Source organism: Haloferax sp. Atlit-48N, from assembly GCF_003383015.2.
In the GTDB taxonomy this organism is placed as follows: Archaea; Halobacteriota; Halobacteria; order Halobacteriales; family Haloferacaceae; genus Haloferax; species Haloferax volcanii.
In genome coordinates this window covers 1,099,278-1,119,584 of sequence record NZ_CP137689.1, presented here as the reverse complement: position 1 = coordinate 1,119,584, position 20,307 = coordinate 1,099,278, and the positions used below count along the sequence as shown (strand labels likewise).

Annotated in this window: 22 protein-coding genes; 10 read left to right on the top strand and 12 right to left on the bottom strand. The window is 66.5% G+C overall.

Annotated elements, in window-relative coordinates; translation table 11 throughout:
• Positions 1-4 precede the first annotated feature (4 nt).
• The 3 genes from DEQ67_RS06095 (at position 5) to DEQ67_RS06085 (ending at position 2,537) form a co-directional block, all read left to right on the top strand.
• Entirely contained in the window at positions 5-514 is a 510-nt protein-coding gene (locus DEQ67_RS06095; RefSeq protein ID WP_004043737.1) for a chemotaxis protein CheD, read from the top strand.
• Positions 515-806: 292 nt separating this feature from the next.
• Positions 807-1,337 carry a FlaD/FlaE family flagellar protein gene (locus DEQ67_RS06090; protein ID WP_115891291.1) on the top strand — a complete coding sequence of 177 codons (531 nt, stop codon included), beginning with the start codon at positions 807-809 and terminating at the stop codon, positions 1,335-1,337.
• Positions 1,338-1,439: 102 nt separating this feature from the next.
• Positions 1,440-2,537 (top strand): hypothetical protein, encoded by a 1,098-nt coding sequence (locus DEQ67_RS06085; RefSeq protein WP_115891292.1) that lies wholly within the window; start codon positions 1,440-1,442, stop codon positions 2,535-2,537.
• Between the two features lie 98 nt (positions 2,538-2,635).
• Here DEQ67_RS06085 and DEQ67_RS06080 read toward each other — a convergent pair whose 3' ends face one another.
• Positions 2,636-4,762, bottom strand: coding sequence for a histidine kinase N-terminal 7TM domain-containing protein (locus DEQ67_RS06080; protein WP_115860067.1), 2,127 nt, complete (start codon positions 4,760-4,762; stop codon positions 2,636-2,638).
• 322 nt (positions 4,763-5,084) lie between these two features.
• On the opposite strand from DEQ67_RS06080, the gene DEQ67_RS06075 reads away from it, so the two are divergent.
• Entirely contained in the window at positions 5,085-5,540 is a 456-nt protein-coding gene (locus DEQ67_RS06075; protein ID WP_004043741.1) for a FlaD/FlaE family flagellar protein, read from the top strand.
• A gap of 24 nt (positions 5,541-5,564) precedes the next feature.
• Here the strand turns inward: DEQ67_RS06075 and DEQ67_RS06070 are convergent, their stop codons facing one another.
• Complete coding sequence (locus tag DEQ67_RS06070; RefSeq protein ID WP_115802454.1) at positions 5,565-6,707, bottom strand: acyl-CoA dehydrogenase family protein; 1,143 nt, start codon at positions 6,705-6,707, stop codon at positions 5,565-5,567.
• Positions 6,708-6,859: 152 nt separating this feature from the next.
• On the opposite strand from DEQ67_RS06070, the gene DEQ67_RS06065 reads away from it, so the two are divergent.
• Both DEQ67_RS06065 and DEQ67_RS06060 read left to right on the top strand, forming a co-directional pair.
• Positions 6,860-7,297, top strand: coding sequence for a universal stress protein (locus DEQ67_RS06065; protein ID WP_004043743.1), 438 nt, complete (start codon positions 6,860-6,862; stop codon positions 7,295-7,297).
• 39 nt (positions 7,298-7,336) lie between these two features.
• Positions 7,337-8,134: an RIO1 family regulatory kinase/ATPase gene (locus tag DEQ67_RS06060; RefSeq protein ID WP_115802453.1), complete on the top strand. Its 798-nt coding sequence runs from the start codon at positions 7,337-7,339 to the stop codon at positions 8,132-8,134.
• Positions 8,135-8,176: 42 nt separating this feature from the next.
• Here the strand turns inward: DEQ67_RS06060 and DEQ67_RS06055 are convergent, their stop codons facing one another.
• Genes DEQ67_RS06055 through DEQ67_RS06035 form a run of 5 tightly spaced genes read right to left on the bottom strand, consistent with a single transcriptional unit; the run spans position 8,177 to position 13,148 of the window.
• The gene (locus DEQ67_RS06055; RefSeq protein WP_004063753.1) at positions 8,177-8,914 is read right to left on the bottom strand and encodes an ABC transporter ATP-binding protein; all 738 of its coding nucleotides are present in this window, start codon (positions 8,912-8,914) and stop codon (positions 8,177-8,179) included.
• On the bottom strand, positions 8,911-9,717 hold the full coding sequence (locus tag DEQ67_RS06050) for an ABC transporter ATP-binding protein (RefSeq protein WP_115860071.1): 807 nt from the start codon (positions 9,715-9,717) through the stop codon (positions 8,911-8,913). The genes DEQ67_RS06055 and DEQ67_RS06050 overlap by 4 nt, the downstream gene beginning before the upstream one ends.
• Positions 9,714-10,838: a branched-chain amino acid ABC transporter permease gene (locus DEQ67_RS06045; RefSeq protein WP_004063757.1), complete on the bottom strand. Its 1,125-nt coding sequence runs from the start codon at positions 10,836-10,838 to the stop codon at positions 9,714-9,716. Before DEQ67_RS06045 ends, DEQ67_RS06050 begins: the two co-directional genes overlap by 4 nt.
• Positions 10,835-11,776: a branched-chain amino acid ABC transporter permease gene (locus DEQ67_RS06040; RefSeq protein ID WP_004063759.1), complete on the bottom strand. Its 942-nt coding sequence runs from the start codon at positions 11,774-11,776 to the stop codon at positions 10,835-10,837. Before DEQ67_RS06040 ends, DEQ67_RS06045 begins: the two co-directional genes overlap by 4 nt.
• Before the next feature lie 52 nt (positions 11,777-11,828).
• Positions 11,829-13,148 (bottom strand): ABC transporter substrate-binding protein, encoded by a 1,320-nt coding sequence (locus DEQ67_RS06035; protein WP_115860785.1) that lies wholly within the window; start codon positions 13,146-13,148, stop codon positions 11,829-11,831.
• Between the two features lie 180 nt (positions 13,149-13,328).
• Here DEQ67_RS06035 and DEQ67_RS06030 point away from each other — a divergent pair, with 180 nt between their 5' ends.
• Complete coding sequence (locus DEQ67_RS06030) at positions 13,329-14,168, top strand: proline dehydrogenase family protein (protein ID WP_004063764.1); 840 nt, start codon at positions 13,329-13,331, stop codon at positions 14,166-14,168.
• A gap of 28 nt (positions 14,169-14,196) precedes the next feature.
• Here the strand turns inward: DEQ67_RS06030 and DEQ67_RS06025 are convergent, their stop codons facing one another.
• Entirely contained in the window at positions 14,197-14,916 is a 720-nt protein-coding gene (locus DEQ67_RS06025) for a helix-turn-helix domain-containing protein (protein ID WP_004063766.1), read from the bottom strand.
• Between the two features lie 132 nt (positions 14,917-15,048).
• Here DEQ67_RS06025 and DEQ67_RS06020 point away from each other — a divergent pair, with 132 nt between their 5' ends.
• A complete protein-coding gene (locus DEQ67_RS06020) occupies positions 15,049-16,575 on the top strand; it encodes an aldehyde dehydrogenase family protein (protein ID WP_004043752.1) in 1,527 nt (508 codons plus the stop codon).
• A 63-nt stretch (positions 16,576-16,638) separates the two neighbouring features.
• Here the strand turns inward: DEQ67_RS06020 and DEQ67_RS06015 are convergent, their stop codons facing one another.
• The 4 genes from DEQ67_RS06015 to DEQ67_RS06000 all read right to left on the bottom strand — a co-directional run bounded on the left by DEQ67_RS06015 (position 16,639) and on the right by DEQ67_RS06000 (position 18,347).
• On the bottom strand, positions 16,639-16,956 hold the full coding sequence (locus DEQ67_RS06015) for a DUF7526 family protein (protein ID WP_004063769.1): 318 nt from the start codon (positions 16,954-16,956) through the stop codon (positions 16,639-16,641).
• A gap of 441 nt (positions 16,957-17,397) precedes the next feature.
• The gene (locus DEQ67_RS06010; RefSeq protein ID WP_004043754.1) at positions 17,398-17,829 is read right to left on the bottom strand and encodes an SRPBCC family protein; all 432 of its coding nucleotides are present in this window, start codon (positions 17,827-17,829) and stop codon (positions 17,398-17,400) included.
• 43 nt (positions 17,830-17,872) lie between these two features.
• A complete protein-coding gene (locus DEQ67_RS06005; RefSeq protein ID WP_004043755.1) occupies positions 17,873-18,097 on the bottom strand; it encodes a DUF7123 family protein in 225 nt (74 codons plus the stop codon).
• Positions 18,098-18,164: 67 nt separating this feature from the next.
• Positions 18,165-18,347: a DUF7525 family protein gene (locus tag DEQ67_RS06000; RefSeq protein WP_004043756.1), complete on the bottom strand. Its 183-nt coding sequence runs from the start codon at positions 18,345-18,347 to the stop codon at positions 18,165-18,167.
• A gap of 151 nt (positions 18,348-18,498) precedes the next feature.
• Between DEQ67_RS06000 and DEQ67_RS05995 the strand changes: the two genes are divergently transcribed.
• Together DEQ67_RS05995 and DEQ67_RS05990 are read left to right on the top strand one after the other, a co-directional pair.
• Entirely contained in the window at positions 18,499-19,647 is a 1,149-nt protein-coding gene (locus DEQ67_RS05995) for an LEA type 2 family protein (protein ID WP_115891293.1), read from the top strand.
• 173 nt (positions 19,648-19,820) lie between these two features.
• Complete coding sequence (locus DEQ67_RS05990) at positions 19,821-20,264, top strand: DUF7528 family protein (protein WP_004063773.1); 444 nt, start codon at positions 19,821-19,823, stop codon at positions 20,262-20,264.
• The last annotated feature ends 43 nt before the right edge of the window (positions 20,265-20,307 follow it).

Here is a 20,307-nt window from a genome sequence, read left to right as displayed (position 1 = left end):
AGCAATGCAAGTTTACACCACGGACACGCCCGCGGCCCGCTCCGGCCGAATCAAGGTCGGAATCGCCGACTTCGCCGTCTCCAGCGACGAGAGCACGCTGACGACGAGCGGCCTCGGCTCCTGTATCGGCGTCGCGTTGTACGACCCCGAAACGGGTGTCTCCGGTCTCGCACACGCGATGCTTCCGGAGGCGGACGACGGCAGCGAGCCGGCGAAGTTCGTCGACACCGGCGTCGAACTCCTGATCGCAGAGATGCAGGCAGTCGGCGCGGACACCGACCGAATCGTCGCCAAAATCGCCGGGGGAAGCACGATGTTCGACTTCACCTCGGCCGACGGCGACGGCAGTATCGGCGACCGAAACGTCGCCGCGACGCGAACGACGCTCGACGGGTTCGGCATCGACGTCGTCGCCGAGGACGTCGGCGGCTCCCACGGCCGTTCGCTGGAACTCGACAGCGAGACCGGCGACCTCCGCGTGCGAAGCGCGAAGAGCGGCACCCACGTTCTCTGAGCGGCTCGGCTCTTTGTCCCTCGGTCTCGGTGCGACGGTGTCGGCACGAACCCACACTCATCGTTTGGTGACCGACGACACCGACTGTCGAATGACGACGACCGAGCTCGAGCGCCCGCACATCGAGATATCACGAGTGATAATGTCTCGAATAGATTTATGTCGCCTCCTTCGAATGCTTTCACCGACACGGTACGATATCGCGTGTGACATCGCGGACAGCGCGCTGCGCGCTCCGCCGCCCCGAGTCGGGGGACTCAGGGGATTCGTGCCGTCCTGAACGAGGTGACCCATGTACCTGGACCCGGACGAATACGACCCAGACGAACTTCGACGTATCGCGCGTGACGCACCACGAGCCAGACGGAACGGCGACGGCCGATTCGACGACGGCCGGTTCGACGACGGCCGGTTCGACGACCGCGGACCGTTCCGGTTCGATAACCCGCTTTTCGACCGGAGCCGACAGGAGGCGTCCGAGGCGCTCCGGTCGAGCCAACTCGAACACCTGCTCGTCCACCAGTCCCGCGGCGAGGACGACGGCGTCGAAAAGCCGTATCTCCGCTCGCTGCCGGACAAGTACGGCGCGGAGCGCGTCGTCTTCGACTGGCTGGAGTTCCTCGTCCTCAAAAGCGGGTTCAAGCGGGCGATGGACGCCCTCCGGTACTACCAGACGGTCGGCTGGGTCACGCCGGACGTCGAGGAGACGCTCCGGGACTATCTCCTCGGCTTCTCCGCCGACGTCGACGAACCGACCGACCTCGACGTCGACGACCACCTGCTGAGCCTGGTCTACGTCGCCCGCCTCTCCTCGATGGTGTGACGCCGACCCCCGGGTCTCGAACACGGTCTCTCCTTCCGACAACCGAGTGTATCCCATGACTGCGCGAACCACCCCGCCGAGTCCGAATCGAGTTGATACCGTATGACGAACGACGCAGCCACGGCCAACGGCACTGACGCGACGCCCGAGTCCGGCGAGCGCGACGCTCCGACCGCCGTCGGCGTCAAGTTCGGGAGCGCCCGAACGACGCTCGTCTTCGACGGCGGCGACGCGGCGACGACCGTTCAGGTCCCTTCGTGTCTGGTCGACGGCGAAGACGCGCTCCCCGGCGACGAACGCGTCAGCGACGACGAGGGGGCGGTCCGGCGGTCCGGTGACCGAGCGGAGTTCATGCTTCGCTCGGGCGTGCCCGCGACCGCCCGCGACGCCGAGTTGTTCGAGCGGTTCGTCCGCGAACTCTGCGAGCGACACGACCTCCCGGCCGAAAGCGCCGTCGTCTACGCGATGCCGACCGTCGACGACAGGGTCGGCCTCGCGAACTTCGGCACCGCAGTCGGTGAGTGCGGCCTCGGGGGGACGCTCACGCGAGGGCTCCCGGAATCGCTGTGCGCGTCGATTCCGGCGCTCGGCGACGGAACCGAGGCGGTCGACGAGGTGTTCGTCGCTCTCGACCTCGGCGCGACGAACCTCGAAGCGTGCGCGTACCGACACGGAACGCGGTTGCTCCCGTTCGTCTCCGCGGCGGTGTCCGGCGACCGCGTCGACCGGCGCATCGCCGAGGCGGTCGAAGCCGAGACCGACGGGCGCGCGACCATCGACCCCGACACCGCCCGCGAGTACAAGGAAACCCACGCCGACTTCGGCGGGTTCGAACCCTTCACCGACGCGGTCGAACGCGGGGACGGAGACGGCGGCGACGGCGTCCACGAGTTCACCGTCGAACGGGGCGTGATGGAGCCGCTGGACGACTACCTCGACGACGCGGTCGCAGAGCTCAGCGACTTCTTCTCGCGGCTGGCGAGTTCGCACATGAAGACCTATCAGCTCGCTCGCGCACGCCCGCTGGTCGTCACCGGCGGGATGGCGTGCATCCCCGGCTTGGTCGCAGAACTCGAATCACGCCTCGCCGCGGAGCTCGACCGTCCCGTAGACGTGGTCGTCCCCGACGACCCGACGACCGCCGCGGCCGCGGGCGCACACAGGCTCGCGGTGCGGCTCCGGGACCGAAACGCGACCTGAACACGCTCGGCTCTCGGGTCCGCTCGTTGTCTCGTTCTCTGTTTCGGCTTTGACACGTCGATCATGCGACTCGATTACTGCGCGGCTCAGCCCGTCTCTCAGTCCGTCTCCGACTCGCCCGTTATCGTGCCGCCGTCGCTGGCGGAGGCTGCTCGGTCGGCGCTCCGGAGGCCGACGATGGCGACGGACCCCCGCGGCTCGTTCTCCGTGAACCGGAGCCGACCGTTCGAGCGGTCGATTATCCACTGGACCAGCCAGAGGCCGAGTCCGCTGATGTGCTGGAGCGGCGTCTCGGTCCCCGATTCGAGGACGGAGAGTTCGGCGTCGGGGACGCCCGGCCCGTTGTCGGCGATTCGAATCTCGACGTAGTCGTTCGAGGTCGCGCTCCGCTCGACGGTGACGCCGACCTCCGGGATGACGCGGTCGTTGTGTTCGAGCGCGTTGTCGATGAGGTGTTTGAGTGCCGATTCGATGAGGTCGTCCGCGGTGACCCACATCTCGTCGGGGAGGTTCCGGTGGACGATTGCCTCGGGGTAGTCGGACTCGATGTCGTCTAACTGCGCCTCGATGCGCTCGACCACCTCGACGGGTTCGAGTCCGGACGGCCCGCGGGTGAGCGTCGTGTCGATGTGCCGGGTCTGCTCGCCGAGTTCGACGAGCGACGACGCCTTCCGCTTTATCGTCCGGGCGTGGTCCTTCGACTCGGCGGGGATGCGTTCGTCGAGGAGGAGGTCGGCGTGGCCGAGGATGACGTTCATGTCGTTTCTGAGGTCGTGCCGGAGGACGCGATTCAACACTCGGAGGCGCTGTTCGTAGCGATGGCGACTCGTCACGTCCCGCGAGTTCAACACGACGCCGCCGACGGCGGGGTCATCGAGGAGGTTGACGCCAACCGTCTCGAACCGCCGCCACGTACCGTTTTTGTGGCGGACTCTGAACTCGGCGCGCACGGGCGGGTCGCCGGAGACCACCTCGTCGAAGCAGTCAGCGACCCGGTCTCTGTCATCGGGGTGGACGAGGTCGAGCACCGGTTCACCGACGAGCGCGTCGGTCTGATAGCCGAGCACCTCGGTCATCGAGGGACTCGTGTAGGTCCGTTCGCCGTCCTCGTTGAGGACGGTGATGACGTCCCGCGAGTTCTCGATGAGCGCGCGGAACTCCTCTTCGGTGCGGCGGCGTTCCGTCACGTCGTAGAAGACGAGCAAGCGCGTCCGGTCGCGTGTCTGGTCGCCGAGCGGTTCGGAGCGGACCTCGAAATAGCGGTTGGTCCCGTCGTCTTCGACGACCGCTTGCGCCCTGTCTCGACCCGCTAACACCGCCTGAACCTCGGACGGCACGCGAACGCTTTCGAGGACGGGCTCGCCGACGCACTCGGAGACCGGCCGCGCTAACAGTTCCGAGGCGGCCCCGTTCGATTCGACGATTCGGTCCTGTTCGTCGAGGACGACGACGGCGTCGCGCATCTCCGAGAGAATCGCGTCGCGGGCGATGGGCGTGATATCGAACAGTTGGTGTCTGAAGAGCGCCCAGAGCACGACGACCGAGCTAACGCCGATAGAGACGGGGACCGGATTGATGCGGAACGGGAAGAAGAACTCGCCGCCGAGCGCGGCGAGCGGAATCGCCCCGGCGACGAAGAGAAACCCGGCCTGTCGCCGGTGGATGTTCGAGCTTTTGAGGTACGTTCTCGCGATGACGCTCACCCCGGTGACCGCGACGCCGAACCCGTAAACGACGTGTGCGACGAGGACGAGGTCCGGGCCGAGCGGGCCGAAGAGGTCAGCTCCAGGGACAGCGAACCGGTTCGGCTGCATGGCCCGCCAGGGGCCGAGCGACGACCCGAGCAGCCCGTGGGAGGCGTTCGTCAACTTGAGGGCGATAGCGACGGCGGGCTCGACGGCCAGAAAGCCGAGCATCTGCGTGGAGAGGAGCTGGTCTTCGCCGGCGTAGACGAGCGCAAAGACGAGCCAGACCGTCGGGATGACGGCCGCGCCGGCCCACGCCAACTGCGCGTAGAACAGTTCTGCGCTGGGCGTCATCGGGAGGAAGAGGAACCCGTACGCCGTGGCCCAGATGCTCCCGGAGAGCGTCAACAGCGCAAACGGGAGGCGGACGCGCCGCGAGTAGCGTCGGAACCGGCCGAGAACAACGAGTGTGACGACCCCCGCAAGGATGCCCGCGGCGAACAGCGCGTACGCGTGTGGGTACTGCCCGACGCTGGTCATATGTGGGTCGTGGCTCGCATCTGTGACTCTCTCGGAACTGTTCTTTCCGATGAGTGTCACATCGGAGCGATATCAAACGTGTAGCTGGTACGGAACTTAAGCGATTCGCCCCACATATCAAAGTTGATAGCAAACGGAACGAAGAGAGAAATCACGCCACGCCGAGTGACACGCCCGTCAAACCAGCTTTCGACTCGTAGTCTCGTTCGGTGTTATCAACTCAACCGTTCACCCACTCTCTCGGATTGAACGTTCGTGTGGCTGTCATATGTCGGACGTTCGCCCGAACGCTTAATTCGGATGGACGCACACGCAGGGATAGATGCCGCGCGAGTCACGTCACCCGACTGACGCCGACGGCCCGACCGGGCCCGGACTCAGACGGAACTCCGGCGCTCGGTCGTTCGACTGGGTCGACGCACCGACGAACCGGGCGTGGAGCGACGTGGCTCACGAGCGCCTCCTCGCGACGACCGCGGCTGTCACCTCGGACGGCGAGCCGTTCCTCGACGAGATTCCGCGGACGCCGCGGGCCGAGCGCGTGCTGCTCGACTGGTGTGTCCACCTCGTCGAGCGACTCGGCGGTCGCGGCGCGCTGGAGATGGCGTCGTACTACCGCGATATCGGCTGGATAGGCGACGAGCCGCACGACACGATTCGCGAGCGCGTCGTCTCCTTTACCGTCCCCGCCGACTTCGAGGACGCGCCGACAGAAGAGGACCACGTCCGCAGTTTCTCCTACGTCGCTCGGCTGTCGGCGATGGCCGAGTCGGAGTGAGTCACCGCCGGCTTCGACGGCCGCTCAGAGGCCGAGTTCGCGGCCGATGATGAGGTGTTGAATCTCGCTCGTCCCCTCGCCGATTTCCATGAGCTTCGCGTCGCGGTAGAACCGCTGAGGGGCGAAATCGGTCGTGTAGCCGTAGCCGCCGAGCACCTGCACCGCGTCTTCTGCGACCTCGCGGGCGGCCTCCGAGGCGTCGAGTTTCGCCAGCGCGGACTCTCGGCTGACCCGCTTTCCGGCGTCGTACCGCGTCGCGGCCTTGTGGGTGAGGAGTCGCGCGCGCTCGGTCTTGCGGTGCATCGAGACGAGTTTGTCGCGGACGGCGTCGAACTTCGAAATCGGCCGGTCGAACTGCTCGCGCTCTTGGGCGTACGATTTGGCGTGGCCGTACGCGCCCTCGGCCAGCCCGACCGAGAGCGCCGCGATGGAGATGCGGCCGCCGTCGAGCGTCTTCATCGTCTGCTTCCAGCCGTCGCCCTCCTCGCCGAGGAGGCGGTCTTCGGGCACCCAACAGTCGTCGAAGGAGAGCTCGCAGGTCGGCGAGGAGTTGAGCCCCATCTTGTCCCACTCGGTCGTTACCTCGAAGCCGTCGTCGTTCTCGGGGTCGACGATGAACGTCGAGATGCCGTCGTAGCCCGCGCCGGGGTCCGTGACGGCCTTCACGAGGACCGAGCCGGCGACGTTCGCGTTCGTGATGAACTGCTTCGTGCCGTCGATGACGTAGCCGTCGTCGTCCCGCTCTGCGACCGTGTCCATGTCGCTGGCGTCGCTCCCGGACCCGGGCTCGGTGAGCGCCCAGCCGCCGAGGTGCTCGCCGGTCGCCAGCGGCGTAAGCCAGCGTTCCTTCTGCTCGTCGGTGCCGAACAGTTCGATAGGCTTCGACGCGAGGCTGACGTGGGCGGCGTACGACAGGCCGATGCCGCCCGAGACGCGACCGAGTTCCTCCACGACGAGCGCGTACATCAACTGGTCGCCGCCGAGGCCGCCGTACGCCTCGTCGATGGGGACGCCCATCACGTCCAACTCGGCCAACTGGTCGAATATCTCCGCGGGGAACCGGTGTTCGTCCTCGATGTCCTGCGCGATGGGCGCGATTTCTTCCTCGCAGAACTCGCGGACGGTGTCCCGAATCATCCGGTGTTCGGCCGGGATGTCGAAGTCCATGCGACCAACTATCGCCGTGCCGGACATAAACTAATCGAACAACCATGAAAGATATGCGTCGCGGCCGGCGAAGGCGGCAGCCCACGTCGGGTACTCCCATCGCGTGGGAATAGGCATCCGGGTCTTTTTGCGCCGCGGCCCGACGTTCTCGTATGTACTCCCACATCCTCTTTCCGACCGACGGCAGCGACTGCGCGGACGCCGCGTTGGACCACGCCATCGAACACGCCCGCACCTACGACGCGACGCTCGTGGCGCTCTACGTCGCGGACGTGCGCGAGGTCGGCTACGCCGCGCCCGCGCTCTCGCTCGAACGGGTCCGCGAGGCGCTCCTCGAAAGCGGCGAGCAGGTGCTAGACCGCGTCGCTCAGGCGGCCCGCGAGGCCGGCGTCGAGGTCGAGACCGTCGTCACGGAGGGCACGCCCGCGAGCGAGATTATCCGCCACGCCGACGAACGGGAGGTGGACCTCGTCGTGATGGGAACTCACGGCCGCAGCGGCATCGACCGCTACCTCATCGGGAGCGTCGCCGAGCGCGTCGTCCGCGGCTCCGACGCGCCCGTGTTGACGGTCCGACAGGAATCGTCGTAGGCCCACGAGGTTAAGCCGCCCCTCGTCTTACGGGGGTGCATGGACCTCCGTCGGCTCGTCCGCGGCCGCCTCGGGTGGCCGCGTCTGGAGACGGTCGCCCGCGAACTCGCCCGGCGATACGACCGCGACACCCTCCACATCCGATTTCTCGAGGCGGACAACTGGCTTTCGACCCCGATGGTCGTCGACGACGAGTGGTTCGTGAAGGTCATCTCCAAACAGAACTCGCTCGTCCACGCCGTCTTCACCACCGGGCGAAACCTCGGCGCGTTCTCCAGCGGGACGGAGGGCTTTTTCGGGCATTTCGGGACGCCGCTGGAGATGGCCGAACACGAACTCGAAGCGACGAAGCGACTCCGCGACATCGGCCTGCAAGCGCCCGCGCCGGTCGAGGCGTTCGAGGTGGACGGTCTCGGCGTGCTCGTCCTCGAATACCTGCCGAACTTCCACACCCTCGACACCGCCCCGCGAGCGGAGGTCGAACGGCTCGCCCCCGAACTGTTCGCGGCGCTCGCGGCGATGCACGACAACCACCTCGCTCACGGCGACCTCAGAGCCGAGAACGTCCTCGTCCGCGAGGACGGCATCTACTTCATCGACGCGACGAACGTCAACGACGAGGGGATGCGCGACGCCCGCGCGTACGACCTCGCCTGCGGGCTGGCCGCACTCGAACCGCTCGTCGGTCCCAAGAAGGCCGTCACCGCGGCGCTCGACTCCTACGACGCGGACGCGCTGTTGGACGCCGTCGACTTCCTCGACTTCGTCAACATCCGGCCCGACCACGACTTCGACGCCGCGTCGCTCAAAGGCGAAATCGAAAAGCACGCGGCGTAGCACGCGGTCGGAAAAAGCCGCGAACGCGGGGCGAGTCGCGCGTTACTCGCCCTCGACGCCCTCGTAGTCCGCGCCGCCCATGTAGAGCCGCGAGACTTCGGGGTCGTCGAGGAGGCCGTCGGCGTCGCCCTCGTAGGCGACTGTCCCCTGGTCGAGGACGTAGCCGCGGTCGGAGATGCCGAGCCCCTCGCGGGCGTTCTGCTCGACCATCAGGACCGCCGTCCCGAGTTCGTTCACCTTCTTCACGTCCTCGAACACCGACTGGACGATGTTGGGCGCGAGGCCCGCCGACGGCTCGTCGATGAGGAGCACTTCGGGCTCCATCACGAGCGCGCGGGCGAACGCGAGCACCTGCCGCTGGCCGCCCGAGAGCGTCCGGGCCTTCGCAGAGCGCTTCTCGTCGAGAATCGAGAACTGGTCGTACAGTTCGTCGATTCGCGCCTGCAAGCCCTCCGAGCGGGCGACCCCGCCCATCCTGAGGTTCTCGTCGATGGTGAGCGAGGAAAAGACGTTGTCCACCTGCGGGACGTAGCCCATCCCGACGCGGACGAGGTCCTCCGGCTCCTCGCCGGTGATATCTCGCCCACTCAGTTCGACCGAGCCGGTCCACGGCTTGAGGAGGCCGAACACCGTCTTGAGGACGGTCGACTTCCCCGCGCCGTTCGGTCCGATGATGCAGACGATTTCGTCCGATTCGAGGTGGAGCGTCAGGTCGCGGAGCACCTGCACCTCGCCGTAGCCGCTGTCGACGCCGCTGACGTCGAGGGCGCGCTCGGTCACGGGCCGGCCCCCCCGAGGTACGCCTCGATGACGCGGTCGTCGGAGCGGACTTCGTCCGGCGAGCCCTCCATGAGCACCTTCCCTTGGTCGAGAACGATGATGGGGTCTGCGAGGTCCATGATAAACGGCATGTCGTGTTCGATGATGAGGAAGGTCTGTCCCTCCTTGTTGAGTTCGCGGATGAACCGTTTGATGTCGTTCGCGAGCGTCGGATTGACGCCAGCGACCGGCTCGTCCAAAAGCAGGATGTCGGGGTTCGTCGTGAACGCCCGCGCGAGCTCGACGAGCTTCATCTGCCCGCCGGAGAGGTCGGTCGACGGCTGGTCGATGAGATGCCCGATTTCGAACCGTTCGAGCAGCTCGCGCGTCTGTTCGATGTTCGCCCGCTCCTCTTCTGTCACGTCGGAGCCGGAGAAGAAAAGCGAGAAAATCGACTCGCCTTTCTGCGGGCCGGGACCGACGAGCATCGCTTCGCGGACGGACATCCCCTCCAGCCGCCGGGGCGTCTGGAAGGTCCGAACGAGTCCCTTTCGGGCGCGCTCGTGCGGTTCGAGGTCGGTCACGTCCTCGCCGTTGACGGTGACGTGGCCGGCGTCGTTCTCGTAGAAGCCGGAGATGAGGTTGAACAGCGTGGACTTGCCCGCGCCGTTCGGTCCAATCATCCCGGTGATGGTCCCGCGTTCGACCTCGATGGAGACGTCGTCGGTGGCGACGAGGCCGCCGAACGCCTTCTCCAAGCCGGTCGTCTTCAGGACGACGTCGTCCTTGTCGAGGCGCGCGCCCTCGTACGCGTCGTCGTTCATCGGTCGTCACCCCCGTTCGAGGCGGTCCCGCCGTCGGAGGCGGCACCGGAGGGAGACGCGCCGCCGGCACCGCTTCCGTCGCGCGCCGCCGGCCAGATGAGTTCGTCCTTCGGCGGCAGGAGCCCGTCCTGCCGGAACCGCATGATGAGGATGATGAGCCCGCCGACGAACAGCAGTCGGAGCGGGGCCAAGTCGACTCCGAGCGTCTGGATGAACCCGATGTCGTTGAGGAAGCGGGTCCCCTCGCGGATGGCGATGACGACGGCCGCGCCGACGACCGCCCCGCGGTTCGACCCGGTCCCGCCGAGGATGACGGCGATCCAGATGTAGAACGTCGTCAGGGGAACGAGGTCGGAGGGGTCGATGTAGAGGTTCAGGTGGGCGTAGAACGCCCCGGCGACGGCCATGATGACCGAGCCGAGGACGAACGCCTGCATCTTGAACCGGTAGGTGTTCTTCCCGAGCGCCTTCGCGAGGTCCTCGTCGGACCGGATGGTCCGGAGGACGCGCCCCCACGGCGACCGGTGGACGCGCCGGAGGAACAGGTAGACGACGGCGATGAGGACGACCACGACGGCGGCCGTCGTCGCGGAGTCGGTCAGCGGGAGCCACGACAGGAGGTTCGGGATGCCGCTGATACCTCTCGACCCGGCGGTCCACTGGTCTTCGTTGAGGATGATGGTGCGGATGACCTCGGCGAGTCCGAGACTGGCGATGGCGAGGTAGTCCTCGCGCAGGCGGAGCGTCGGGATGCCGATGAGCACCGCGATGAGCGCGCTCACGACGATTGCCCCGAGGAACCCGAACACCGGGTGGAGTCCGAGTCCGAGCGGGGAGTTCGGCGCGGTCAACAGCGCGGCGCAGTACGCGCCGATTCCCCAGAAGGCGGCGACGGAGAAGTTGATGAGTCCGGCGTAGCCCCACTGGACGTTGAGTCCGAGCGACAGCAGGGCGTACATCCCGACGAGCGCGATTTGGAACAGGAGGAAGCGCAGTCCGACGACGCCGGTGAGGACGCCGACGACGAGCAACACGGTGATGAGTCCGAGCACCGCGAAGATGCGCCGCTCGGTCGCGTCGCGGACGAGCGTCTCGGTCACCCACGAGGTGACGGCGCTCATCCGTTATCACCCGCGATTCCGCTCGGGCGAACGAGCAAGATAGCGACCATGATGACGAACGCGACGGCCGCGGCGTACCGCGACCTGACCGGGATGATGCCCCACTGGTAGAACAGCGGAACGAGCTCGTGGACCATCCCGATGACGAGGCCACCGAGCATCGCGCCGTAGACGGAGCCGATGCCGCCGAGGATGACCGCGGCGAAGACGATAAGCAGGATGTCGAAGCCCATCCGCGGGCGGACGAGTTCCTCCAGTCCGAGGAAGACGCCGCCGGCCGCGGCGAGCGCGCCGCCGATGAGCCACATGGCGAAGATGACCTCGCCGGTCCGAATCCCGCTGACCCGCGCGAGGTCCGCGTTGTCGGCGGTCGCGCGCATCTTCCGACCGAGCGTCGTCCGCGTCAGCGTCAGGTGCAACGCCGTCACGAGGACGACGGTGAGCGCCACGACGACGAGGTTGCGCGGCGTGACCGCGATGCCGAGCGTCTCGCGGACCCACGGAATCGGGCCCTGTCGGGACACGCCGTAGCGCTCGGGCTCGGTTCCGAACGACAGGAAGACGAGCGCGCGATAGACGAGTGCGACGCCGATGCTGGAGATGAGAAGCCCGATGGAGCCGCTGTCCTTCACCGGGCGGTAGACGACGCGGTTGGTGAGGACGGCGATGACCGCCGCCGCCCCCATGCCGAACGCGAGCGCGAGGAAGAACCAAAGCGGCAGGCCGAACACGCCCGCGTCGCCCAGCATCGGTCGGAAGAAGCCGACCGAGAACAGCGCGGAGAACGCCCCCACGGTCATGAGGTCGCCGTGGGCGAAGTTCGCGAAGTCCGCGATGCTGTACACGAGCGACAGCCCGATGGCCGCGAGGACGATGATGCTCGAAAACACCACGCCGTTGGCGACGTACTGGAAGGGGCTGATTTGGAGCGGTATCACGGCTCCGGGGCCCTCCCGAGGGTCGTTCGCCGTCCGTTCCGTGCGTGCATAGTTAGCTCGTGATGTAGTCACCGAAGACGTACTCGTGGTCCTCGACGCTGTAAATCTGGTAGTAGCCCGGCGGGTCGCCGTTCTCGTCGAGGTCGACCGGGCCGCTGACGCCCTGATAGTTGATGTCGCCCGGCGAACCGCCGTCGCGGAGGACGGCCGCGGCCTCCTCGAAGTTGAAGACCTCCTCGCCCTCGGGGCGGGTCACGTCGCGGACGACCGACGCGAGCGCCTCGCCGGTGAACTCGTCTGCCGCCTCGATGGCGATGGCCGCGACCGTCACGGCGTCGTAGGCGTACGCCGACCAGACCGTCGGCGTCCCGTCGTAGTTCTCCTCGAACGCGGCGACGAAGTTCTGGTAGTTCTCCTGGTCCTGCGGGGCGCTCTCGGTGATGCCCGTCATCCCGTCCATGCTGCCTTCGGGCGTGTTTTCGATGATGGAGTCGGCGACGGTGGACTCCGCGCCGTAGTAGTCCACGGACGTGTTGTAGCCCTGGTCGAAGCCCTCGTTGACCATGACCGTGTACTCGTTCGCGTACGTGAGGAAAATCCACGCCGAGGCGTCGGTCGATGCCATCTCGGTGAGGACGCCGCTGTACGACGACTGACCCTGGTCGTGCGGTTCGTTGTAGGCGACGGTGCCGTCGAACTCGGACTCGAACGTCTCGGCGAACACCTCGGACAGCCCCGTCCCGTAGTCGTTGTTGATCCACGTGACGGCGACCGTGTCGTGGCCGTCGTCGTTGACGAGGCTGGCGAGCGCCTGTCCCTTCGCGGAACCGGAGGGGCTCATCCGAAGCAGCTCCGGCCGCGTCGTGAGTTCGGGACTCGTGCTGTTCTGGCTGATTTGGACGACGCCGGCGTCTCTCGTGACGCTGTCGTGGATGGCGATGGAGACGCCGGAGCCCACGGAGCCGATGAGAAGCGGGACGCCGTCTTGGTTGACGAGCACCTGTGCGCCGTTGACTCCGCCTTGGTTCGTACTCTCGTCGTCCTCGACGGAGATGTTCAGCGACGCCCCTTCGGAGCCGATACCGACCTCGTTGATGGCCGCGAGCGCGAGTTCGCGGCCGCGAGTGTTGCGCTCGCCGTACGGCGCGAGCGACCCGGTGAGCGAGTCGACCATCCCGATGGTGTACGACGATTCGTCGCCGCCGCTTTCCTCGGAGGCCGTGGTGGTCGTCTCGTCGTCGCCGCCGCCACCGCCGCCGCCGCTTTCCTCGGTGGTCGTTGCCGCGGGGGTCTCTTCTTCCCCTTCGAGACAGCCGGCGGTCGCCCCGACGAGCGAGAGCCCCGACAGCTTCAGCAGCGTTCTGCGGTCCATGTCGTGTGGTGACATAACAAGCAATGCTCTCCAGCTATCGTAAATATACCTGTGACCGCCCATGGTCGGGACCCCGGACCCCGTCGGACGAAACGAGCGTTCCGTGATTATTTCAGGAATATTTTTCAGAATGATTTGGTAGGGTCTCTCTTTAGGGTACGTGTCTCACAATAGCGGGTCGTGATACCCCCCATCGCGAACAACTTCGTGGCGGGCGAGACGGCCGACGGAGCGGTCTCGCACGTCGAGTCGCTGAACCGCGACGGCATCGCGGGGATACTGAACCTGCTCGGCGAGCACTACACCGACCGGACGGCCGCCGACGCCGACGCCGACGCGTACGTCGACCTCGTCCGCCAACTGGGCGCGACGGACCTCGATGGCTGCGTCTCGGTGAAGCCTTCGCAGATCGGTCTCGACATCAGCGACCGCGCGTTCCGGGAGAACCTCGACCGCATCGTCGACGCCGCGGACGCCGAAGGCGTGTTCGTCTGGGTCGACATGGAGGACCACGAGACGACCGACGTGACCCTCGACGCCGTCGACGACTTGGGCCACCGGACGGGCGGGAACGTCGGCGTCTGCGTGCAGGCGAACCTGAAACGCACGCGCGACGACCTCGAACGTCTCGCGGAGGTCCCCGGCAAGGTCCGCCTCGTCAAGGGCGCGTACAACGAGCCGGCGTCCATCGCGTACAAGGAGAAGTCGAAGGTGGACGAGGTGTACAGGGACCTCCTCGAACAGATGTTCACCGAGTTCGACGACGGCATCGCGGTCGGCAGCCACGACCCGCACATGATTGCGCACGCCCGCCGCCTCCACGAACAGTACGGGACGCCCTACGAGGTGCAGATGCTCATGGGCGTGCGCGAGGACGGTCAGCGCGACCTCGCGGACGCCGGCATCGAGACGTGGCAGTACGTCCCCTACGGGGACAAATGGTTCTCCTACTTCTACCGGCGCGTCCGCGAGCGGAAGTCGAACGCGCTGTTCGCGCTCCGCGCCGTCGCCGGTATCTGAGCCGGGACGGACACCCAATCGTCCCGCGCTACTGCGGGTCGAGCAGTTTCGACTCCGCTTTGCGCAGGTGTTCGAGCAGCGTCGTCTTCGAGATGTCCATCTCGGCGGCGAGTTCGCGGGTCGACACCTCGCGAGGCCAGCGGTAGTAGCCTTCTTCGCGCGCGAGTTCGAACGCCTCCCGCTGACTCCGGGTGAGCGTGTCGAGCCGCCGACTGCGCTCCGGTTCCGCGCCCTCAGACGTGGAGATGGAGGCGACGCGAATCTCCGCGCCGGTCTCGTCCATGACGGTCTCGATGCGGGGCTGTATCTCCTCGCGCGCGCCGGCGAACCAGACTTCCCACCGCTCGCGGCCGTTTTCTATCTGCGTGGGGGCGCTGTGGACGAAGCCCTGCTTGAGCAGCTCCGGACACATCATGTCGCTCGGGTCGTACTCCAAGAAGAACTCGCGGGCGACCGGGCCGGGCGCGACGTGCTTCCCGCGGGAGTCGAACCGCTCTTGCAGTTCCAACACCTCGCCCGTGAGCTCCGAGTCGGCGATGGCGTCGAGGAGCGTCTCGACCTCGTCGAGCGACTCGCCGTAGGCGGTGAACAGCCCGTTCGACCGCTCGACGCCCGCGGCGGGAGCGTCGTAGATGGCGTGTGCGAGGATGCCGCCGTCGTATTCGCTCGTCGATTCTATCGCCCAGCAGTTCGGATGCCACAGGTCGAGCGTAAGGCGCGTGCCTTCACCTGCCGTGCGCTCGCTCATACACCGGGTAATACGTCGTTACGTAAGATGTTATCTGTGGTCACTCGGCGTCGCGGTGATGCGTCGGTTCGGGCGCGCCCCTTCCATGGGAGGGTCCGGGGTTATTAATCCTAGTTGTGAGTCTAGAGTCATATGGCGCAGGACGAATATCAGCACTACATCGACGGCGAGTGGACGGACGGCACCGGCGACGAGACGTTCGAGAGCGCGAACCCCGCGACGGGCGAGTCGCTGGGGACGTTCCGACGCGGCACGCCCGAGGACATCGACGCGGCGGCCGCCGCGGCCGACGAGGCGTACGAGGAGTGGCGCGAACTCTCCCACATCGACCGCGCGGAGTACCTCTGGGACATCTACCACGAACTGCGCGACCGCACGGAGGAACTCGCGGAAATCGTCACCAAAGAGTGCGGCAAAGAGATTTCCGAGGGCCGCGCCGACGTCATCGAGGCGTACCACATGGTCGAGTGGGCCGCGGGCGACGCCCGCCACCCCAAAGGCGACGTGGTCCCCTCCGAGATTCCCGCGAAGGACGCCTACATGCGCCGCAAGCCCCGCGGCGTCGTCGGCTGTATCACCCCGTGGAACTTCCCCGTCGCCATCCCCTTCTGGCACATGGCCGTCGCGCTCGTCGAGGGCAACACCGTCGTCTGGAAGCCCGCCGAGCAGACGCCGTGGTGCGGGCAGATTATCGCCGAGATGTTCGAGGACGCCGGCATCCCCGACGGCGTGTTCAACATGGTACAGGGCTTCGGTGACGCCGGCGCGAGCATCGTCGACGACGAGCGCGTCGACTCCGTGCTGTTCACGGGCTCCGCCGAGGTCGGCCACGAGGTCGCGAGCAAGGTCGCCCAACAGCCCGGCAAACTCGCCGCGTGCGAGATGGGCGGCAAGAACAACATCGTCATCACGGAGAAGGCGGACCTCGACATCGCGGTCCACTCCGCGACGATGTCGTCGTTCAAGACCACCGGCCAGCGCTGTGTCTCCTCCGAGCGCATCGTCGTCCACGAGGACGTGTACGACGAGTTCAAGGAGCGCTTCGTCGAGAACGCGAAGAACGTCTCCGTGGGCGACCCGCTCCGCGAGGACACGTTCATGGGCCCCCTCATCGAGGAGGGCCACAAGGAGAAGGTCACGAACTACAACGAACTCGCGGAGACGGAGGGCGTGAACGTCCTCGTCGACCGCACCGAACTCGACGCCGACGAGATTCCCGAGGGCCACGAAGACGGCCACTGGGTCGGGCCGTTCGTCTACGAGGCCGACCCCCACGACGACCTCCGCTGCACCCACGAGGAGGTGTTCGGCCCCCACGTCGCCCTGCTGAAGTACTCCGGCGACATCGAGGATGCAGTCGAGATTCAGAACGACACCGACTACGGGTTGGCCGGTGCCGTCATCTCCGAGGACTACCGCCAGATAAACTACTTCCGCGACCACGCCGAGGTCGGCCTCGCCTACGGCAACCTCCCGTGTATCGGCGCGGAGGTCCACCTCCCGTTCGGCGGCGTGAAGAAGTCCGGCAACGGCTACCCCTCGGCCCGCGAAATCATCGAGGCCGTCACCGAGCGCACCGCGTGGACGCTCAACAACTCCAAAGAGATTCGCATGGCACAGGGCCTCTCGGCGGACATCAAGACCAAGCAAGACGACTGAAGTCGTCCGGCCGGTCACCGCGTCACGGCCCCGCAGCAGTCCTGCTTTTTCCGTCCGCTGTTTTCAGTGTCCGTCGGTCGATTCAGCCTCCCCGTGAGCGCCGGCCGCGACGTAGACGCCGGGCATCCCCGTCTCCTCGACGGTCAGCGCCACTTCCTCATCCTCCTCGGCGGGGCGGTCGGTCACGACGGTCACGGCCTCGATTGGGTCGCGGCGGACGAACGCCCAGACGAGGTCGAGCATCGAGGGATGGCCGCCCTTCCGAACGACGAGTACGTGACGCGAGTCGGCCAGCGCCCGGAGTTCGGGCGACAGGTCCTCGTCGTCGAGTTCGTCCGGTGGAATGGCGTGCAGCACGTCGCCTCGAATCGTCTCGGTCATGGTGGCTCCACGAGGGCCGGGGGAAAGAAGCGTGCGCTCTCGGACTGTCGGGCGGTCGGGGGGTCGCCGCCGAGGCGCGGCGACGCCGTGGCTCGGAGCGAAGCGGTCGTCAAAAGGCGGAGGCGAATGCGCCTCCCGCCGAATCTCGCGTCACCAGTTGGCGAAGTGAGACGAGGGGAGTTGCCCCCACCGGGCTTGGGGGCGGGAAACGACGTGGCCACGTCGTTTCGGATGCCGCAACGGACCCCGAAACGTTGCGGCGGGTGCGGCGGATGTGGAGTCGCCGACGACTGGCGAGAAAAGCGCCTATTGCGTCGGCGACTTTCGCTTAGGAGCCACGATGTATAAAGCCACCGCAACAGCCGTTCTCATACCCCGTGAGCGCACGGCTCTCGCGGTTTCTCGCCCTGTCTCACCGAGCGTCGACGGTCGTCGCCGGCGTTACGCGGTCGCTTCGAACTCGCGTCGGAGCTCCGTTTCGAGGTTGTCGAGTTCGCGGTCGAGGTTGCGCTCGAAGAACGCCTCGACGCCCGGCAGTCGGCCGTCGACGGTGAACTCGTTGACGAGGCGGCTGCCGCCGTCGTGTTCCTCGATAGTGTGTTCGCCCGTCACCCGCATCACCCGCGACTTACCGACGAACTTGACGTGGGTCGGCTCGTCGACTTCGATGTCTTCCGTCTCGACTGTCACCGTCGAACGGACGAGCGGAATCGGGAGTTCGAGATACCACGTCGCGTGGCGGCCGTCGTCGGACACGTCGAAGCGGTCGACGACGCTGATAGCCCCCGCTCGCTTGGCCGGGTCGGCGATGAACTCCCAGACGCGCTCGCCGGGAGCGTCGAACTCGAACGTTCGTTTCACGCGGACGGTCATGAGATACCATCACACCTCCACAGTAAAAATCCGTGGAATCGCCTCAGCTTCGGGTGACGCGCCACGTCGTCGAGCGGGCGCGTCCCCACTTCTCGATTTCGACGTCTTCGGACTTCTCGGCCAGCCGCGGCAGACGGGACCCGACCTGCTTCGCGGTGAGACCGATGGCTTCGGCGATGTTCTTCGCCCGGAAGTAGCCCTCGCCGCGGCTGACGCTGTCGCGGAGATAGGCGAGAATGCGTTGTTCCTCGTCGGTGTACTCAGTCATCCTCGGACCGTCTAGGGAATGGGCGTTATTAACGGTTACCCGTGTTCCTCAGCGTTGATACTCAACGTTACTGGAACAGGTGCGCGCCGCAGACCGCCAGCGAGGCCGCGATAATCGCGACCATGAACCCGAGCGCCTTCGTCAACTGGTCCGGTCCGGCGACCATCAGCCCTGCGCCGACGAGCGTGAGTACGCCGAACAACGCCGCAAAGCCGATGGACTTGTCGGATTGCACCGTCTTGGTTTCCATGTTTCCGACCTTCGCGGGTGCGCACTTAGTTCATTCGACACCGCCTGCCGTGGGGCGACGTGTCGGGGTCGAGGCGTGCGGGACGGTCCCGCGAACCGCCGTCGCGCTCGGCCGTTCGACATATGTACCACCAGTCTCGTGTGTCCACAAGATGGGACTGACATCCGCGCTGTTCGGCGGTAAACTCCGTATCGCGCTCGTCGCGCTGGTGCTCGTCGCGGCCGTCGTCGGCGCGGCGTTCGCGGCCGGAATAATCGGCGCGCCGAGCGTCGACCGAGTCGACAACCGGTTCGGCGGCGTCAACGAGACGGCGACGGTCATCGAGACCGACCTGTACGTCTCGAACCCGAACCCGCTTTCAGCGAACCTCTCCGGGCTCGCCGTCGACTACGGCGTCGAGATGAACGGGATTCGGATGGCGACCGGCGAGAAGGAAGGCGTCTCTGTCGGGCAGGGGACCACGGCAGTCCCGCTTCGGACGACGCTCGAAAACGAGCGCATCCCCGAGTGGTGGGTCTCGCACGTCCAGAACGGCGAGCACACCGACCTCGCCGTGAACGCCACCGTCTCCTCGGAGACGCTCGGCCGGACCTTCGAAGCGCCCGAGATTACCCGGAGCATCGACACCGACCTCCTGTCGGCGTTCAACTCCACGGAGACCCGCGAGATAAACGCGGAGTCGCCGGTCGTCTCCGACCCCGTGTTGTACGTCAACGAGACGAGAGCCGAGTGGGGCGAATCCACGGACGAGCGCACGGCGCTCGAACTCACGTTCGTCGTCCACAACCCCAAGCCGTACCCGATTGCGGTCTCCGAACTCGGCTACGACATCTCCATGAACGACGTGGCCGTGGGCGAGGGGACCACGAACTCCGAGTACGTCATCCCTCCGCGGTCGACGGAGACCATCGAGGCGACGACCCACATCCAGAACGACAGGCTCGACGAGTGGTGGGTCACGCATCTCGAACGCGACCAGACGACCGACCTGCGCATCGACTTCTACGCGAACCTCGACGCCGGCGGCACGACGCTTCGCGTCCCCCTCGACCCGCTGACCTACGAGAAGACGTTCGAGACGGACATCTTCGGGAACAAGGCGGCGTCTGACGGAAGCGAGACGACGGACGAACCCACGGCGACGGAGACGGCCGAGACAACCGAGACGGCCGAGTCCGAGACCGCGACTTCGACGGCAACCGCGACTTCGACAGCAACCACGACTTCGACAGCGACGACGACCGCGACGACGCCCTCGTCGGACGACGGGACCACGACCACCGACGACGGCCTCCTGTAACAGTCCCGCGTCAGACGCGGCGTCGGAGGCCGTTCGACCGCCGGCGTCTATCGAAGAATCGTCGGTGAATCCTGACTCAGCCGATAACTCTTTACCCTCGGCTACGATAGTCGATGATATGACACGGAGTACCCACGCTCCTGATCGAGTTCTTCTCCCGTAATGAGAACCCTGTGTCCGTCGAGAGCGACGACGAAACCATCGTCGTCTCCTTTGGCGACCAGTCCTGTGAACTGTCCCGAGACGCCGCCGCCGACTTGCAGGAGGCCATCGGCTCGGCGCTGACCGAGAAACGGGAGTTCTTCCGCACGGCCGGCGAGTATCGCCGGGACGGGAGCTACGTCGTCTCCCGCCGCGGCGCGGACTCCACCGGCAACGCGAAGGTGTTCACCAGTTTCGACGAGCTGCGCCGCCTGTACGACCGCCTGCCCGAGCGCTTCACCGCCGAGGACATCGGTCGCACCGGCATCACCGGGTCGCGCCGCCACATGATACTCCGGCACTTCGGCGAGCATCCCGGGTTCGACTGCCGCATCGCCAGTCGGAACCCGCTGACGGGCGAAAAAGAGTCGTCCGAGACCGAAAACGGCGAGGCGATGGAAGTCATCGCCGACTGAGCGCGGCGGTACGACGGCGCGCCGACCGCGACCCGCCTTCTCT

Bases quoted from the DNA above. Each gene is read 5' to 3' on its own strand.
- DEQ67_RS06065 (WP_004043743.1), top strand. From the start codon at position 6,860: ATGTACTCCCACATCCTCTTTCCGACCGACGGCAGCGACTGCGCGGAC.
- DEQ67_RS06035 (WP_115860785.1), bottom strand. From the start codon at position 13,148: ATGGACCGCAGAACGCTGCTGAAGCTGTCGGGGCTCTCGCTCGTCGGG.
- DEQ67_RS06045 (WP_004063757.1), bottom strand. From the start codon at position 10,838: ATGAGCGCCGTCACCTCGTGGGTGACCGAGACGCTCGTCCGCGACGCG.
- DEQ67_RS06010 (WP_004043754.1), bottom strand. From the start codon at position 17,829: ATGACCGTCCGCGTGAAACGAACGTTCGAGTTCGACGCTCCCGGCGAG.
- DEQ67_RS06090 (WP_115891291.1), top strand. From the start codon at position 807: ATGTACCTGGACCCGGACGAATACGACCCAGACGAACTTCGACGTATC.
- DEQ67_RS06060 (WP_115802453.1), top strand. From the start codon at position 7,337: ATGGACCTCCGTCGGCTCGTCCGCGGCCGCCTCGGGTGGCCGCGTCTG.
- DEQ67_RS06085 (WP_115891292.1), top strand. From the start codon at position 1,440: ATGACGAACGACGCAGCCACGGCCAACGGCACTGACGCGACGCCCGAG.
- DEQ67_RS06070 (WP_115802454.1), bottom strand. From the start codon at position 6,707: ATGGACTTCGACATCCCGGCCGAACACCGGATGATTCGGGACACCGTC.
- DEQ67_RS06025 (WP_004063766.1), bottom strand. From the start codon at position 14,916: ATGAGCGAGCGCACGGCAGGTGAAGGCACGCGCCTTACGCTCGACCTG.
- DEQ67_RS06020 (WP_004043752.1), top strand. From the start codon at position 15,049: ATGGCGCAGGACGAATATCAGCACTACATCGACGGCGAGTGGACGGAC.
- DEQ67_RS06080 (WP_115860067.1), bottom strand. From the start codon at position 4,762: ATGACCAGCGTCGGGCAGTACCCACACGCGTACGCGCTGTTCGCCGCG.
- DEQ67_RS06095 (WP_004043737.1), top strand. From the start codon at position 5: ATGCAAGTTTACACCACGGACACGCCCGCGGCCCGCTCCGGCCGAATC.
- DEQ67_RS06000 (WP_004043756.1), bottom strand. From the start codon at position 18,347: ATGGAAACCAAGACGGTGCAATCCGACAAGTCCATCGGCTTTGCGGCG.
- DEQ67_RS06005 (WP_004043755.1), bottom strand. From the start codon at position 18,097: ATGACTGAGTACACCGACGAGGAACAACGCATTCTCGCCTATCTCCGC.
- DEQ67_RS05995 (WP_115891293.1), top strand. From the start codon at position 18,499: ATGGGACTGACATCCGCGCTGTTCGGCGGTAAACTCCGTATCGCGCTC.
- DEQ67_RS06015 (WP_004063769.1), bottom strand. From the start codon at position 16,956: ATGACCGAGACGATTCGAGGCGACGTGCTGCACGCCATTCCACCGGAC.
- DEQ67_RS06075 (WP_004043741.1), top strand. From the start codon at position 5,085: ATGCCGCGCGAGTCACGTCACCCGACTGACGCCGACGGCCCGACCGGG.
- DEQ67_RS06050 (WP_115860071.1), bottom strand. From the start codon at position 9,717: ATGAACGACGACGCGTACGAGGGCGCGCGCCTCGACAAGGACGACGTC.